General features: G+C 70.3%; 16 protein-coding genes. 7 read left to right on the top strand and 9 right to left on the bottom strand.

From position 1 onward, the window contains the following. Genes QQX04_RS11075 through QQX04_RS11055 form a run of 5 tightly spaced genes read right to left on the bottom strand, consistent with a single transcriptional unit; the run spans position 1 to position 6,321 of the window. Complete coding sequence (locus tag QQX04_RS11075; protein WP_301129161.1) at positions 1-1,629, bottom strand: dipeptide ABC transporter ATP-binding protein; 1,629 nt, start codon at positions 1,627-1,629, stop codon at positions 1-3. Then, complete coding sequence (locus QQX04_RS11070) at positions 1,626-2,423, bottom strand: ABC transporter permease (RefSeq protein ID WP_301129159.1); 798 nt, start codon at positions 2,421-2,423, stop codon at positions 1,626-1,628. Before QQX04_RS11070 ends, QQX04_RS11075 begins: the two co-directional genes overlap by 4 nt. Continuing rightward, positions 2,420-3,454: an ABC transporter permease gene (locus QQX04_RS11065; protein WP_301129157.1), complete on the bottom strand. Its 1,035-nt coding sequence runs from the start codon at positions 3,452-3,454 to the stop codon at positions 2,420-2,422. The genes QQX04_RS11070 and QQX04_RS11065 overlap by 4 nt, the downstream gene beginning before the upstream one ends. 16 nt (positions 3,455-3,470) lie before the next feature. Continuing rightward, positions 3,471-5,087 (bottom strand): ABC transporter substrate-binding protein, encoded by a 1,617-nt coding sequence (locus tag QQX04_RS11060; protein WP_301129155.1) that lies wholly within the window; start codon positions 5,085-5,087, stop codon positions 3,471-3,473. A gap of 31 nt (positions 5,088-5,118) precedes the next feature. Next, entirely contained in the window at positions 5,119-6,321 is a 1,203-nt protein-coding gene (locus QQX04_RS11055) for a metal-dependent hydrolase family protein (protein ID WP_301129153.1), read from the bottom strand. A gap of 235 nt (positions 6,322-6,556) precedes the next feature. On the opposite strand from QQX04_RS11055, the gene QQX04_RS11050 reads away from it, so the two are divergent. From QQX04_RS11050 to QQX04_RS11025, 6 genes are all read left to right on the top strand, one after another. Next, positions 6,557-7,048: a PCC domain-containing protein gene (locus tag QQX04_RS11050; RefSeq protein WP_301129151.1), complete on the top strand. Its 492-nt coding sequence runs from the start codon at positions 6,557-6,559 to the stop codon at positions 7,046-7,048. Between the two features lie 27 nt (positions 7,049-7,075). Next, entirely contained in the window at positions 7,076-7,807 is a 732-nt protein-coding gene (locus QQX04_RS11045; protein ID WP_301129149.1) for a GntR family transcriptional regulator, read from the top strand. 154 nt (positions 7,808-7,961) lie between these two features. Next, positions 7,962-9,071 (top strand): adenosine deaminase, encoded by a 1,110-nt coding sequence (gene add, locus QQX04_RS11040; RefSeq protein ID WP_301129148.1) that lies wholly within the window; start codon positions 7,962-7,964, stop codon positions 9,069-9,071. Beyond that, positions 9,068-10,864 (top strand): adenine deaminase C-terminal domain-containing protein, encoded by a 1,797-nt coding sequence (locus QQX04_RS11035; protein ID WP_301129146.1) that lies wholly within the window; start codon positions 9,068-9,070, stop codon positions 10,862-10,864. Before add ends, QQX04_RS11035 begins: the two co-directional genes overlap by 4 nt. Positions 10,865-10,891: 27 nt before the next feature. Further along, a complete protein-coding gene (locus QQX04_RS11030; protein WP_301129141.1) occupies positions 10,892-12,010 on the top strand; it encodes an acyl-CoA dehydrogenase family protein in 1,119 nt (372 codons plus the stop codon). Positions 12,011-12,021: 11 nt separating this feature from the next. Continuing rightward, a complete protein-coding gene (locus QQX04_RS11025) occupies positions 12,022-12,624 on the top strand; it encodes a flavin reductase family protein (RefSeq protein ID WP_301129139.1) in 603 nt (200 codons plus the stop codon). Between the two features lie 29 nt (positions 12,625-12,653). On the opposite strand, the gene ndk is transcribed toward QQX04_RS11025, so the two are convergent. After that, positions 12,654-13,070 carry a nucleoside-diphosphate kinase gene (gene ndk / locus QQX04_RS11020; RefSeq protein WP_301129137.1) on the bottom strand — a complete coding sequence of 139 codons (417 nt, stop codon included), beginning with the start codon at positions 13,068-13,070 and terminating at the stop codon, positions 12,654-12,656. A gap of 56 nt (positions 13,071-13,126) precedes the next feature. Between ndk and QQX04_RS11015 the strand changes: the two genes are divergently transcribed. After that, complete coding sequence (locus QQX04_RS11015) at positions 13,127-13,633, top strand: adenine phosphoribosyltransferase (RefSeq protein ID WP_301129135.1); 507 nt, start codon at positions 13,127-13,129, stop codon at positions 13,631-13,633. Between the two features lie 64 nt (positions 13,634-13,697). Here QQX04_RS11015 and QQX04_RS11010 read toward each other — a convergent pair whose 3' ends face one another. The 3 genes from QQX04_RS11010 to QQX04_RS11000 are packed head-to-tail and all read right to left on the bottom strand — an operon-like array spanning position 13,698 to position 16,014. Beyond that, the gene (locus QQX04_RS11010; RefSeq protein WP_301129133.1) at positions 13,698-14,177 is read right to left on the bottom strand and encodes a hypothetical protein; all 480 of its coding nucleotides are present in this window, start codon (positions 14,175-14,177) and stop codon (positions 13,698-13,700) included. Then, positions 14,174-14,620 (bottom strand): DUF4233 domain-containing protein, encoded by a 447-nt coding sequence (locus QQX04_RS11005; RefSeq protein ID WP_301129131.1) that lies wholly within the window; start codon positions 14,618-14,620, stop codon positions 14,174-14,176. The genes QQX04_RS11010 and QQX04_RS11005 overlap by 4 nt, the downstream gene beginning before the upstream one ends. Continuing rightward, positions 14,617-16,014: a bifunctional folylpolyglutamate synthase/dihydrofolate synthase gene (locus tag QQX04_RS11000; protein WP_301129129.1), complete on the bottom strand. Its 1,398-nt coding sequence runs from the start codon at positions 16,012-16,014 to the stop codon at positions 14,617-14,619. Before QQX04_RS11000 ends, QQX04_RS11005 begins: the two co-directional genes overlap by 4 nt. Positions 16,015-16,048: the final 34 nt, after the last annotated feature.

Here is a 16,048-nt window from a genome sequence, read left to right as displayed (position 1 = left end):
CTAGGAGGCCGTGACCTGCCCCGGGATGGCCGCGAGCAGTTCGCGGGTGTACTCGGACCTCGGATCCGAGAGCACCTCGGCGGCCGGCCCGCGCTCCAGGACCTCACCCTTCGACATCACCGCGATGCTGTCCGAGATCTGTCGCACCACCGCGAGGTCGTGCGAGATGAACAGGTAGGTGAGGCCGTGCTCGGCCTGAAGATCCACGAGCAGCTGAAGCACCTGCTCCTGCACCGAGACGTCGAGCGCCGAGACGGGCTCGTCGAGCACCAGCAGCTCGGGTCGGACGGCGAGTGCCCGCGCGATAGCGACGCGCTGCGCCTGCCCTCCTGACAGCTGCGCCGGACGGCGCTCGAGGTGCTCCGGACCGAGTCGCACCTGGTCGAGCAGCTCGCGTGCGGTCGCCGCACGCTCGCGGCGCGACAGGAAGCGCTGCGCGCGGAGCGGCTCTGTGACGAGCCGCTCGACGGTCATGCGCGGATCCAGCGAGCCGACGGGGTTCTGGAACACCACCTGGATGTACTGGCGGAACCGTCGGAGCCGCTCGCCCTCCATGGCAGTGAGGTCCTCACCGTCGAAGCGGATCTCGCCCGAGTCGGAGTCGATGATCCGCGCGATCATGCGTGCGGTCGTGGACTTGCCTGATCCGGACTCCCCCACGATCGCGAACGTCTCGCGTCGACGGATGTCGAGGTCGACGCCCTTCACAGCGTGCACCGCGCCCGCTCCCCCGTCGCCCGGGTAGGTCTTCTGGAGGCCGCGGACGGTGAGGAGCGGCGCGTCCGAGGTGCCTGCGGTCACCGCCGCGGGCTCGACGCGCGGGAGCATGCGTGCGGAGTGGAGGCCCGGCGCCGCACCTACGAGCGCGCGTGTGTACTCGTGCTGAGGGTTGGACAGCACCTCGGCCGCCTTCCCGGACTCCACGATCTGGCCGTGCTGCATCACGACGATGTCGTCCGCGCGGTCGGCGGCGACCGCAAGGTCGTGCGTGATGAGGAGCACCGCGGTGCCGTGTGCGGCGCGCAGCTCCTCCATACGGTCCAGCACATGCCTCTGCACCGTCACGTCGAGCGCGCTCGTCGGCTCGTCGGCGACGACCAGCTGCGGGGTGCACGCCCACGCGATGCCGATCAGCACGCGCTGACGCAGTCCTCCGGACAGCTCGTGCGGGTACTGGCGTGCACGGAGCTCAGGGTCGGGGATGCCGACCTCGTCGAGGATCTCCACCGCGCGCGCGGCGGCGTCGGCGCGGTTCAGGTCCGTGTGTCGGCGCAGCGCCTCCGCGATCTGCTCCCCGATCCGGAGCACAGGGTTGAGGCTGCGAGACGGGTCCTGCGGCACATAGCCCACGATGTCGCCCCGCACTCGTCGGAGGGCGCGCTCACGCATCGCGGTGAGGTGGACGCCCTCGACCTCGACGACGCCCTCGGTGAGACGCGCGCCGTCGGGAAGGAGTCCCAGGACGGCGTTGGCGACGGTGCTCTTTCCTGATCCTGACTCGCCGACGACAGCGAGGATGCGGCCCGCGCCGAGCTCGAGGTCGACGCCGCGGACAGCGTGGTGGCGCGCGGATCCGGAGCCGTAGGTGACGTGGAGATTCGTGACGCGGAGGACGGGTGCGGCGCTCATCGGTTGCCTCCCAGGTTGCGGGCGAGCCCGTTGACGGCGAGAACGACGACGAGGATCACCGAGCCCGGCATGATGCTCAGCCACGGCGCAGTCGCGATGAACTGGCGCCCGTCGGACACGAGCGATCCCCACTCGGGGGTAGGCGGCTGGGCTCCGAAGCCCAGGAAGCTGAGCGCGGAGACCGCGAGGATCGCGAGCGCGAGCTCGGTCGATGCCATCGCGACGATCGGCTGGGACGCGTTGGGCATCACGTGCCGGAACAGGATGGTCGGTCGGCGCAGACCCATGGTGCGCGCCGCCTCGATGTACTCCTCGTTCCTGATGCGCATCACCTGGGCGCGCATGACTCGGGCGAACGAGCCGGTGGCGCCCAGTCCGACGCCGATCGCGATGGACACCGCGCCGAAGCCGAGGGAGGCGACGACGATGAGGGCGAGCAGGATGCCGGGGATGGCGAGCATGACATCGATGACACGCATGATCGCGAAGTCGACGCGTCCGCCGGCGGTGCCGGAGATCAGGCCGACGAGGCCTCCCAGCACCGCGCCTGCTGTGGTGGCGAGCACGGCGGCCAGGAGCGAGAGCCTGGCGCCGTAGACGACTCGGGAGAACACGTCCCTCGCGAGAGCATCGGTACCGAAGAGATGCGCGGCGCTCGGCGCCTCGAGGCGGGCGTCGCCCACCGAGTCGAAGGGATCGTACGGGGCGAGCAGCCCGGGCCAGATCACGGCGATGAGGGTGACGACGAGCACGAGCGCGGACAACAGCGTCACGGGGTTCAGAAGACGTCTCATGCGTCATCACCTCCTGCGGGAGTCGCCGCGTGGGAGCGCGTGCGCGGTTTCGCCGCGACCCGGGTGCGGATGCGGGGATCGAGGACCCCGTACAGGAGATCGACGATCATGGTGGTGACGGCATAGATGACGGCGACGACCATCACGACTCCGGTGACGACATTGATGTCCCGCGCGAGCACGGCGTCGACCGTGATGCGGCCGATCCCGTCGCGGGAGAACACGGTCTCGACGACCGCGGTGCCTCCTGCGAGGTAGCCGATCTGCAGGCCGATGATGGTGATCGCGGGGAGTACCGCGTTGCGGAGGATGTGACGGCCGATGACGACGGGCTGGCTGAGGCCCTTCGCCCGTGCGGTGCGCACGAAGCCCGCCTCGCCCGCCTCGAAGACGGCCGCGGAGAACACCTGGTAGAAGATCGCGCCGGTCGGAAGCGAGAGCGTGATCGCGGGGAGCACGGTGGACGCGAAGCCGTCGGCCCCGGAGGCCGGGAACCAGCCGAGCTGGAAGGCGAACACGCTGATGAGGACGACTCCGGTGAGGAACGCGGGTATCGCGATGCCGAGCGGAGGGATCTGGGAGATCGCGCCTCGCAGCCACTGAGGGCGGGCCAGGTAGGCGGCGATCGTGAACGCGAGGGCGCCGACGAAGCCGAGCACGAGCGCGAGCGCCGCGACGGCCACCGTCTTGGGCAACGCCCGCGCGACCATGTCGGACACGTCGTAGCCCGTGGCCATGGAGACGCCCAGGTCCCCGCGGAAGAGTGCGAGGAAGTGGGAGACGTACTGGTGGAGGATCGACCCGTCGAGCCCGTACTGGGCCCGAAGGGCATCGAGGACCTCCGGGTCCGTGGTCGCGGCGTCCCCGGCGCGCACCGCGAGCGCGGCGAGCACCGGGTCGCCAGGGAGCGCGTGGATCAGCAGGAAGGTCACCGTGTAGGTGGCCCACACCACGAACAGGGCCTGGAGCACCTTGGGTGCGACGAACCGTAGGACCGGTCCCGCCCGGTGGAGCCTTCCTGCTGATCTCACGTCGATGGCCCTTCTGTTAGCCGACGACCATGGCGTCGTAGAGGTTGAAGCGCGCAGCCGAGTCGAAGGTCAGACCGTCGACGGCCGCGGCCGAGGCGTGCAGCTGCACGGTCTCGAGGGTCGGGATGACGTAGGCCTGCTCGGCGACGATCTGCTGGATCTCGTCGACGATCGCCTGACGGGCGGCGGTGTCCACGGTCGCGGCCTGCTCCTGGAGGAGCGCCTCGAGCTCTGCGTCATCGACGATGCCCCAGCGGCCGGTCGACTCTGCCGAGAGCATCACCCTCAGGGCGTCGGGGTCGGTGCGGGTGAGTCCCGCACCGAGCGCGTCGTAGTCGCCCGTGGCGATCGCGCCGAAGAAGTCACCGACGGCGACCATGTTGATCTGCATGTCGATGCCGTTGTCGGCGAGCTGCATCTGTGCGGCCTCCAGCACGTCCTGGGCGTAGAACGCCGTGACGGTGAACGTGAGGGTCTCGCCGCCACGCTCGTAGATGCCGTCGGCGCCCAGCTCCCAGCCGTCGGCCTCGAGCAGCGCGGCCGCGCCCTCGGGGTCGTAGGCGAGGGTGTCACCCAGGTCGGTGTAGCCCGGGGTGGACGAGGTGAGGACGCTGGTGGGCGCCTGGCCGCTCGCGGAACCGGTCAGCAGGTTGATCTGATCTCGGTCGAGCGACTTGGTGATCGCCTGACGGACGGCGGTCTCACCCATGAGCCCGTGCGCGGTGTTGATCACGAACGAGTTGGGCACGCCGGGGTTCGCGGCCGCGTAGAGCCGGTACTCATCGTTGGTGAAGCGGGCCTCATCGATGTACGGCACGTCCTGGATCAGGTCGTACTCGCCGGACTCGAGGCCGCCGGTGCGGACCGAGGCCTCGGTGATGATCGGGAACGTGACAGAGTCGAGGTAGGCGTCGCCGGTGTGGCCACGGAGCTCGGAGCCCCAGTCGTAGCCCTCGCGCTTGACGATGGTGACCGAGTCGTTGACGGTGTAGTCGTCGAGGACGAACGGGCCGGTGCCGACGACGGCGAGGCAGCGCTCCTCGGCGGTGGCCGCGGCGGAGTCGGCCGAGAGGATGCCGAGGCTCATCGTGGTCGCACCCTGGGCGAACTGCACGTTCGGCTCGGAGAAGCTGACCGTGAACTCGGTCTCGGACGTCACGTCGGTGCCGGTGTAGCCGGCCAGGTAGGCGCTCGCGAGCGAGGCGGCGTCTCCGAGCTCGTTGATCGCGTCGAAGTTCGCGGCGACGACGTCGGAGGTGAGCGGGGTGCCGTCGGAGAACGTGACTCCCTCAGCCAGGGTGAACGTGTACGCGGTGGCGTCGTCGTTCACGGACCAGTCGGTCGCGAGCCACGGGACGATGTCGCCGGTCTCGGGGTCCTGGTCGAGCAGCGAGTCGGTGAGCTGGCGTCCGATGTTGAGGGACGTGGTCATCGACGTCTGCTGCGGGTCGAGGCAGGTCGGGTCCTCCTTGAGGGCGAACACGACGTCCTGGGCGGCGGCCGGGGTGCCTGAGGCGTCGGTCGTCTCCTCGGCCTCGGTGCCACCGGAGCAGGCGGCGAGCAGCGTCGCTGCGGCGACAGCGGCCGCGGGGGCGGCCAGAAGCCGCCGGCGGGGGCGGGGGAAGTTCGTCACTGGCGTTCTCCTTGGATGGGGGTGGGGGGAGTCACTCCGGCAGTGCGCCGAAGAGCAGTTCGCCGCGGACGATCACGGCGACGATCGAGTCGGCGGTGAGGTCCTCGAGGGACTCCCACGGCCGTCCGCGCACGACGAGCATGTCGGCGCGGGAACCTGAGGTGACGCGGCCCAGGTCGGGCATGCCGATCGCATCGGCGGCGTCGGAGGTGGCGGAGACGAGGGTCCGCTCGGCGGTCCAGCCGAACAGGGACTGCATGTGGCGGAGCTCCTCATGCTGGTCGCCGAAGCGCACCATGACGCCGTTGGCGTCGGTGCCGAGCACGAACCGGACGCCCGCCTCTGCTGCGCCTCGGAAGCGGTCGTCGCGCTCGGCGACGACCCCCTTCGCCTTCTCCGCAGCCTCGTCCGTGACGGGGATCTCGCGGGCGGCGATGCGGTCGTTGATGAGCAGCGTGGGCGCGATGGGGATGTTGCGCTCGATGAGCTCGTCCCAGTGCCGGGGCAGGATGCCGGTGCCGTGCTCGATCGAGTCGACGCCGTGCGCGAGCGCCCTGTCGACACCTTCGACCGAGTGGGCGTGTGCGGCGACGATCATGCCGAGCGCGTGGGCCTCATCGACGGTCGTCGCGATCTCGGCGTCGGTCTGGTTGCGCCAGCCGACTCCGTCTCCCTGGGAGAGCACGCCCCCGGACACGTGGATCTTGATGCCATGCGCGCCCTGGCGCGCCCACTGGCGGACGAGCTTGCGGCATTCGTCGGGCGAGTCCGCGACCGGAGGACGGTGCGGGTAGTGCGGAGGCGTGAAGAGGTCGCCGTGGCCGGCGGTCATGCCGACGGTGCCGTGCACACGCAGGCGGGGCCCGGGCACGAGGTGGTCGTCGAGACCGCGGGACGCCGCGAGCTGCACCTCGGAGCCGGCGAGGTCGCGGAGCGTGGTGATGCCGGCGCGGGCGGCGTTCGCTGCGTGGGCGACCACGTGGAGCGACTTCTCGGAGGCCGGCGTGATGAGCGGCCAGGTGCCCCAGTCCGCGTGGCCGGAGCCTGCGTTGGAGTCGAGGTGCACGTGGGTGTCGATCATGCCGGGGATCAGGCTGAGCTCGGACTCGGCACCCTGCGCGGCGGGCTCGACGCTGACGATCCGGTCGCCGTCCCACGTCACCGTGGACGTGCCGCGGTCGGTGGTGCCGTCCCACAGGCCGATGCCCGTGAGGGTGCGCTGGGTCGTGCTCATGCAGGGCTCCGCATCGTGAGGGGGTGGGGGAGACGTCGCCGTCAGGCAGACACGCTAGCGCCCCTAGACACGTGCAAATGTCAACAAGTGAAGAAAGTGACACAGAGTTAACACTTTCGAAACGCGACGAATCACGCACGAACCGCGTTGGAAACGTTCCCACCTCTAGGATTGCCACAAGGATCTTGTCGATAAGTGACAAATCCACGACAGCGTCCGGAGGATCCGAAACCGCATGAGAACTGCCCTTTTGTCCGTCGGAAGGCGGCTCGCCCTTGCACTCGAGCCCGGGGACGACGTCCTCGGCAGCATCGAGTCGGCCTGCCGCGCGCACGGGATCTCGCAGGCCGTCATCGTCAGCTGCACCGGCGCGTTCCGTCACGTGCGGCTCATCGCGACGCACGGGGAGCCCGGCCCCGACCCGGACGAGCCGCTGACCGACCACGTCGACGTCACCTTCCTCGAGGGAATCGGCTCGGGCACGGTCGCCACCCAGGACGACGGCACCATGTCGGTCCACGTGCACGTGTCCGCGGGAGTGCGGACAGAGGGTGGAGCCGCCTACGCGGGGCACCTGCTCCAGGGCGAGGCCCAGTACGTGGTCGAGGTCGTGCTGGACGAGGTCCTCTCCCCCAAGACGCGACGCATCGCCACCGAGGCGACGCGAGGCGTCCCCGCGTGGGCCTTCGACGCCCCTTCCACCCCTCTGCCAGGCACGCTAGCCTGACCGCACCGGACGACTGCGAGTGACGACGTGAGCTATCTGCCCTTCTCCGCGCCGAACGTGGAGCCCATCCAGCGTCAGCTGCTCCGCCTGGTGCGCGAGGCCGCCGAGACACGATCCCCCCTGCCCGGCGAGCTCGAGCTGACCTCGAGGCTCGGCTGCACGCGGCAGCAGCTGCGCAATGCGCTGTCCGGGCTCGAGCGCCAGGGAATCGTGCGTCGTCGCCAAGGCACCGTGACCACGGTGGACCCGATCGCGCTGCGGATGAGCGTCCGACTCGAGGAGCAGTTCGAGCACACCGACCTTCTGCACCGCTTGGGATACGAGGCGGAGGTCGAGGCGCTGTCCTCAGAGACGATGCCGATCCCGGGCCGCATCGCCGCGCTCATGGAGCTCTCCGAGGACACGCTCATCGCATCCACTCGGAAGCGGTGGCGAGCCGACGGCAAGGTCGCGATGATCGCGCACAACTCGCTGCCGCTGCCCGGTCCCATGGAGCTCGATCCTGCCGAGTCGATCTTCGACGCGATCGCCCGCATCCACGGCGAGGCCATCGTCTGGGAGGTCACGACGCCGGGGCTCGCGACGCTGGACGAGGCCATGGCATCGCTCTTCGAGCGCGAGGCCGGCGAGCCGGTGATGACGTTCGAGTTCGTCGGGATCGGCGCGAGCGGCAAGCGGCTGCTGCACTCGATGGAGTATCACGACCCCACCCTGGTGCACTACTCGATGGTGAGGACCGCCCGTCCGCCGTGGGCCTAGCCCCGCCCGACTTGTCTACTAGTTCCTCGACGCGTTCTATACAGATGATCATTAGAGCCGGAGGTCGTGCGTAGATTTCGCCGAAGTTACGTCTGTGAAAATCATTCGTGACCCGCTTGTCAACAAGTGTCACATTGAAGGTACGGTGGTCACCATGTCAGCCCCTTCCGCCTCGTCCCCGGCCCTCCCCCGCATCGACGAGGAGCTCGTCCGCACCCTTCCCAAGGCCGAGGTGCACGTGCATCTCGAGGGAGGGATCGCGCTCGCCGACCTCCTGCACCTCGCGAAGGAGAACGGCGAGACGCTCCCCGGACCTGCGGCGACGCTCTTCGACGTCTCCACCCACCACGAGTTCGCGATGCCGGAGGAGACCACGGGAGGTGGCGCAGGCGTCGGCACCGGCGGGCTCAGCGGCTTCCTCCGCTTCCTCGACTGGCAGTGCGGCCTGGTGCGCACTCCCGAGCAGGCGGCCCGCATCGCCTACGTCTTCGCCGCCCGCCAGTCCGTCTCCGGGACGCGGTACACGGACGTCATCATCAACCCCACGCACTGGAGCAGGTGGCGCGGACGCGAGACGGCCCTGCTCGACGCAGTGAGCTCCGGGTTCGAGGAGGCGGAGCAGGACGGCCTGTGCTCCGTCAACATCGCCTGGTCCCTGCTGCGCACCCAGAGCGCCGACGAGGCCCGTGAGATCGTCGAGCACCTGGTCGACCACCGCCCCTCGCGCGTCGTCGCCCTGTCCGTCGACGGCGACGAGAAGGTCGCGGGCCGTACCGGGCCCAAGTTCACCGAGGCGTTCAGGCTCGCCAAGGCCGCAGGGCTGCGTCGCACCGTCCACGCCGGCGAATCCTCCGGGCCCGAAGGCGTCTGGGACGCGCTCGACCTGCTCCACGCCGAGCGGATCGACCACGGCGTGCGCGCCATCGAGGACCCCCGCCTCGTCGAGCGCCTCGCGGCGGACGGCATCCCGCTCGGCATCTGCCCCCGCTCGAACCTCACGTTGGGCGTCTACTCCGGCTGGGACACCCACCCCATCCAGGCGCTGCTCGACGCGGGCGTCAAGGTGACCCTCAACACCGACGACCCTGAGCCGCTCGGCACGACGCTCGTCCACGACTGGGCCGCCGCCGCGCAGGCCTACGGCTGGGGAGCCGAGGACATGGTCGGCTTCGCCGCGCGGTCCATCGACGCGAGCTTCGCGGACGACGACCTCAAGGCGTCCCTGCATGGCGAGCTCGACTCGACGGCGGCCGCGCTGCGATGACCCTCAAGGCCGACCTGTACCCGACCACGGACGAGCTGGTCGCGCTCCGCGCCGTCGCGTCGGGACAGGAGCGCGCCGACCTGATCGTCCGAGGGGGACGCGTCCAGTCTCCCGGCACCGAGGAGTGGCTCGAGCGGGACGTCATCGTCGTGGGCCGCCACATCGCCACCCTCACCCCGTGGGGGCATTTCCCCACCGCGGCGGAGGAGATCGACGCCTCCGGGTCCTTCGTGGTGCCCGGCTTCATCGATGCGCACCTGCACATCGAGTACACGAACCTGACCCCCGGCGAGCTGGCTCGCGTCAGCGTGCCGCGCGGCACGACCACGGTCCTCACCGACCCGAATGCGGCGGCGAACATCTGGGGCGAGGACGGCCTGGCGCCGCTGCTCGACACGGGCACCCCGCTCAGGATCCTCCACCAGGTCTCCCCCACCGCGCCCACCTCGGACACGCTCGAGCGGGGCGGCCAGCGCGTGCCCGAGTCGACGGTGCTCGCGCGCCTCGCGGAGGACGCGGCCGTCACCCTCGGCGAGGCCAACCCCTTCGACTACTCGGAGGTCTCGACCGCGCGCTACAGGGAGGCTCTGGTCCAGGGACGCCGCATCACGGGCCACACCGCCGCGCAGACGCACGAGTCGCTGTGGGGCTACCTCGCCGCCGGCGTCAGCGACGACCACAACTCGGTGACGGTCGACGAGGTGCTCGAACGCACCAGGCTCGGCGCGATGATCACGGTCATGGCGTCCTCGCTGAGCGACAACACCGCGACGATCTTCGCCGACCTGGACAAGGTCGCGCCCGCCCTGAGGAGCCTGTGCTTCTGCGCCGACGACAAGCAGGTCACCGACCTGGTCGACGAAGGCCACATCGACCACCACATCCGGCGTGCGATCGCGCTCGGCGTGGACCCTCAGCTCGCCTACAGGATGGCGACGACGCAGCCCGCGCACTACTACCGGCTCGACCAGGTGGTCGGCGTGCTCGCACCGTCACGCCTCGCAGATCTTCTCGTCATCCCCGACCTCGCGGACGTGCGGCCCTCGCACGTGATCAGCGCAGGCACGGTCGTCGCCCAGGACGGCGCGCCGCTGTTCAGCAACGAGGACGCGCTCCCCGAGTGGACACGTGACACCCTGCACCTGCCCGACGACCTCACGCCCGCCACCTTCGCGGTGCGCGTCGAGGACGGACGGGACAGCGTGGACGTGCGCGCCATGGAGCTCCACCACGGCTACTTCAAGCGGGCGATCACCACGACGCTCCCCGTCCGCGACGGCGCGGTGCAGGCCGACGTCGACCAGGACATGCTGAAGGTCGTCATCATGGACCGCCATCACGCGAGCGGCGACCGAGGCATCGGCTTCGTGCGAGGCTTCGGCCTCACGCGTGGCGCGCTCGCGGTGAGCATGAACTGCATGAACATGAACATCGCCGCCGTCGGCACCGCCGACGACGAGCTGCTGCATGCCGTCCGCGAGCTCGAGTCCATGGGCGGCGGCTTCGTGGCCGTCGCCGACGGCGAGGTGCTCGCCCGCGTGCCGCTGCCCGTCGGCGGCGTCATGAGCGACGCGCCGTACGAGCAGACGCTCGACCTGCTCCGCGAGGCCCATGCCGCGGCCGCCGCGCTCGGCTGCCCGATCCGCGCACCCTTCATGATCCTGTCCTTCGTCGGGCTCTTCGTCGTCCCCGACATCGGGCTCACGGAGCTGGGCCTGATCGACGTAGGCTCGCAGACCTTCCTCGACCTGGTGCTGCCCGACACCCCCGGCACCGCACCGCTTCCCGACTGACCACCCCCGCCACGCAAGGAGTCCCCCATGACCGTCCCGAGCCCCACCGCCGTCCCCGCCGCCGAGCAGCACTGGGTCGACCTCGTCGACACGATCACGCCCGAGCTCGCCGCGACCGTCGCACAGGACGACATCGACGCTCGCATCCCGATCGAGCACCTGCAGCGCCTCCACGCGACCGGGCTCGACGCCGCCTTCCTCCCCCGCGAGCAGGGCGGCGAGGCGCTGTCCTACGCGACCCTCGTCGCCGTCGTCCGGCGCCTCGCGCAGGCCCACCCGTCGGCCGCGACGCTGTGGCTCATGCACCTGGGCGCCGCCCACGCGCTCGTCACCATGTCGAACGACGAGTCGGCCGCGTTCTTCGCCTCCGAGCTCAAGGCCGGCTCGCGCTTCGCGAACGCCCTCTCCGAGCCCGGCGGCGGCAACCTCTTCCTCACCTCACAGACGGACGCGACGCCCGACGGGGACGACTGGTCCTTCACGGGCCGGAAGATGTTCATCTCGGGCTCCGAGGTCGCGCAGCACCTGCTGCTCAACTCCCGTGTGGACGGCGCGCCCGGCTTCTTCGGCGTCACGATCGACGACACGGTGTCCTTCCCGCCGATCGACGAGACGAGCGGCATGCGCGCCACGCGCTCGCGCGGGGTCGCGTTCGCGGGCACGACGCTGCAGCGTTCACGCATGTGCGCGCCGCCCGCGCCGACGTACGCGAACCTCATCACGGTCGGCTTCGCCTTCATCTCGATCGGCATCGCCGAGGCGGCCCTGCACCAGCTGCGGGCGGGCGCGACGAAGGCCAAGCCCGGCGCCTCGTCGACCCTGGCGCAGGCGCAGTGGGTCCGCATGGAGACCGGGATGGTCTGGGCGGAGCTGCAGGCCGCCAGCGCCCTCGCGGAGCGCGCCGCATGGCTCGCCGACCAGGGCGACGAGGGATGGCTGCAGGCGGCGACCACGTCCAAGATGCTTGCCAACGAGGTCGCGAAGAAGGCCGCTGCGCTGATGGTCCGCGTCGCGGGAGGCGGCGGCTACCTCACCAAGTCGCCGGTGCAGCGCATCGCCCGCGACGCGCAGGCCGGAGCACTCATGGCCTACTCGGTGCCCTTCAGCCAGGAGATGGTCGGCGGCTGGTTCCTGGACGAGGCGTGACGGCGCCCGCCATGACCCCCAGGGACGACGTTCTCGCCGCGCACATCGCGGGCGTCCTCATGGACGTCTTCGACCATGAGCCCGAGGCCGTGGACGCTCACGCCCGCGTGGACGCCTCCGCCGCCGACGAGGCGCCCGCGCTCGACCCTGCCGACCTGAAGGCGGCGCTCGGACTCTTCGCCTCCGGCGTCACCGTGGTGAGCGGGATGGACGACGGTGCTCCCGCCGGGTTCACGTGCCAGAGCTTCTTCTCGGTCTCGCTCGAGCCGCCGCTCATCGCGCTCAGCGTCATGGCGACGTCCTCCACCTACCCGAGGCTGCGCGCCGCTGACCGCATCGCGGTCTCCGTGCTGGCCGAGGACCAGCGTGCAGAGTCGAACGCCTTCGCACGCTCGGGCACCGACAAGTGGGCGGGCATCTCCTGGACTGCCAGCCCGGGCGGCGCTCCGGTGATCGACGGCTCGCTCACGTGGTTCGAGTGCAGGATCGAGTCGGAGATCGAGGCAGGCGACCACACGCTCGTCATCGCACGGGTCACAGCGATCGGGGAACCCCGGCAGGCGGCGGCGCCGCTGCTGTACTGGTCGAGCGGCTACCGCCTCATGGAGGGCTGAGCCTCACGACGCTGCTCGAGCGCCGCGAGTCAGAGCTCGGGGAACCAGATCCCGATCTCGCGTGCGGCCGACTCGGGCGAGTCCGAGCCGTGCACGAGGTTCTGCATGACCTTGAGGCCCCAGTCGCGGCCCAGGTCTCCGCGGATCGTGCCGGGCGCTGCCGAGGTCGGGTCGGTGGCGCCGGCAAGCGACCGGAAGCCTTCGATGACCCGCTGGCCCTCGGCGACCACGGCCAGCGTGGGCCCGGACAGCATGAACTCCACCAGCGCCTCGTAGAACGGCTTGCCGGCGTGCTCCTCGTAATGCTTGCCCAGGATCTCAGGGGTGGCCTGCCGCAGCTCGACTGCGACGAGCCTGTAGCCCTTCGCCTCGATGCGGCGAAGGATCTCTCCCGAGAGGCCGCGGTGGACGCCGTCGGGCTTGACCAGGATCAGAGTGCGCTCCATGACTGCGACCCTATCGCGTGGGAACGGATGCGCGTGGGCGTGCCAGGATGGATGCCATGATCACGCTCGAGGACTTCGACACGTACCCCGACTTCCCCGTCGAGGGGATCCTGTTCTACGACATCGCGCCGATCCTCGCGAGCCCCGAGCGGTTCCGGGAGGCCTGCATCTCGCTCATGCCCCCGCGAGGCGCGAAGGTCGACATCGTCGCGGGAGTCGACGCGCGCGGCTTCATCTTCGCCCCCGTGGTCGCGCAGACGCTCGATGTGGGCATGACGATGGTCCGCAAGAAGGGCAAGCTCCCCGGCGAGCTCCTGGAGGCCGACGCCACCATCGAGTACGGCGCGTCCGAGCTCGTGATCAACCCGAACGGCATCGACGGCAAGCACGTGCTCGTGGTGGACGACGTGCTCGCCACGGGCGGCACGGCACGCGCCGTCGCGGACATGCTCGAGCGCGCGGGGGCGGCGAGCGTGCGGTTCAGCTTCCTCATGGAGATCGGCGACCTGCCCGGCCGTGAGGTGCTGTCCGACTACGAGGTCGCCTCAGCGGTCGTCGTCTGACCGTCGCCCAGCGGGGTGCGCGGCTGAGAGCTCCTCACGCCGATCCACGCCCGCGCGCTGAGCGTCACGCGCTCGCGGGCGCCGGGACGTGCTTGTAGCCGGGCGCCCAGCGCGCGCCGGTGAGGACGAGTGCGACACCGATCAGGGTGCCCATGACCACCTGGAACGCCACGTAGCCCTGGTTCGGGTCCACGGGCACCACGTCGAGCGAGCGGATGTAGGCCGCATGCGTGGCCACGGCGGTGACGAGCGCCGCGACCGCGAGCGCTCCCACGACCGCGAGCAGCCATACCGGCGCCTGCGTCGTCTCAGGGTTCTCACGCAGATAGCGGCTCCAGTGGAGGAGCGCGTAGAAGCCGGACAGGCTCATCGCGGACAGCCCGATGAAGAGGATCATGTAGATCCTGAACGGCGGCTCCGACCCTGCACCGTCGGCGAACGTGAGCAGCACGGTCCGCTCGAGCGCCCAGAACATCATGCTCATGCCGATCATCCCGACGGCGAGCAGCCCCCCGAGCGTCCACAGCAGCCGTGACAGGCTCATGCGTGATCCCCTTCCGCGGCGCCGACGCCGTCGTCCGTCTCGGCCGCTGCCGCGGCCTCGTCGCGCTCTGCCCGCTCCCGGTCGATCTTCCCCCCGAGCCTGAGCGCCATGATCCACAGTGCCACGAACACGGCTCCCATGACCGCGATGGCGGGCACGACGAGTCCGGCGACGAGCATCGGGACCTGCAGGACCCACCCTAGCCACCGGCCCCAGCGACGCTGCTGGACGCCCGCCGCGAGCAGCAGCAGGAGCATGAGCACGAAGCCGCCGACGATCATCGAGAGGATGAGCGAGTACGGGTGCTCCGAGAGGGCCTCGCCGCGCGCGAGGCCGAAGACCGTGAGGGCGGCGAACAGCGCGGTGAAGGCCTGGAGGGCCAGCACCGCCTGCGTGAAGACGAGGATCGCGGGGCGCTGTGGCCGCGGCTGGGTCTCAGTCATCGAGCCTGGCCCGCACCCTTGCGCTTGTCCGCGTCCAGCAGGACGCGCGCGTCGGCGATCAGCGTGACGGATCCGACCACGAGCACACCCGCGCCCATGTCGTGGTCCCGTTCGGCGCGCTGCACGGCGGCGTCGATCGCGTCGGGCAGCGACCTCTCGACGGTGACCCTGTCCTCGCCGAAGATGTCGACGGCCATCTCACCGAGCTCGTCGGCCGGGACCGCGCGGGGCGACGACGACGCGGTGACGACCACGTGGTCCAGGGCGGGCTCCAGCCCGGCCAGGATCCCTTCCGCGTCCTTGTCCCGCAGCACTCCGACGACGCCGACCAGCGCCTCGAAGTGGAACGACTCTTCGAGGGCGTCGACGAGGGCATCGATCCCGTGCGGGTTGTGCGCGGCGTCCACGAGGATCATCGGGGAGGTGCGGACGGCCTCGATGCGGCCGGGCGAGGCCACGGCGGCGAAGCCCGCCTCGACCACCGCGCCATCGAGCGCGCGCGGCTCTCCCCCGTCGGCCAAGAGTGACTCGGTCGCTGCCAGGGCCAGCAGGGCGTTGTGCGCCTGGTGGGCGCCGTAGAGCGGCACGAAGATCTCCGCGTAGGTCGCGGCAGGGGTGCGGAGGGTGACGAGCTGGCCGCCCACGCCGGGCTGACGGTCGACGACCTCGATCTGCTCGTCCTCCCACAGCGCCTGCGCCTCACGCTCCAGCACGGCCTCCCTGAGGACGGGCACGACGGGCTCGGACTGCTCGGCGATCACCGCGACGGAGCCGTCCTTGATGATCCCCGACTTCTCTGCAGCGATGTCGACGAGGCTGTCGCCCAGCCATTCGGCGTGGTCCATGGCGACGGGCCCGATCACGGCGACGTCGGCGTCGGCCACGTTCGTGGCGTCCCAGACGCCACCCATCCCGACCTCGATCACCGCGACGTCCACGGGCGAGTCGGCGAAGGCCGCGTAGGAGAGCACCACGAGCACCTCGAAGAAGCTCAAGCGCGGACCACCCTCCTGGGCCGAGCGTGCGTCGACCAGGTGGATGATGGGCGCCACGTCCTGCCACAGGCGGACGAAGTCCTCCTGCGAGATCGGCTCCCCGTCGATCTGGATGCGCTCACGCACCGAGGTGAGATGCGGAGACGTGAAGAGTCCGGTGCGGAGCCCATGCTCACGGATGAGCGACTCCGCCATGCGCGCGGTCGAGGTCTTGCCGTTCGTGCCAGTGAGATGCACCACGCGGAACATCCTCTGCGGGTCCCCGAGCGCCTCACAGGCGGCGCGCACACGGTCGAGCGTCGGCTCGAAGTCGTGCTCCGGGTTGCGGGAGAGGATGTGGGCGTAGATCTCACGTTCGGCTTCGTCCAGCGACAGGCCGCCGAGGTCCAGGTCCGTCATGGGCACAAGTGTCCCATGAACACGGACCCGGTGA

The organism is Demequina zhanjiangensis (assembly GCF_030418315.1).
Lineage (GTDB): Bacteria > Actinomycetota > Actinomycetes > Actinomycetales > Demequinaceae > Demequina > Demequina zhanjiangensis.
This window is presented reverse-complemented; position numbering and strand designations above follow the sequence as displayed.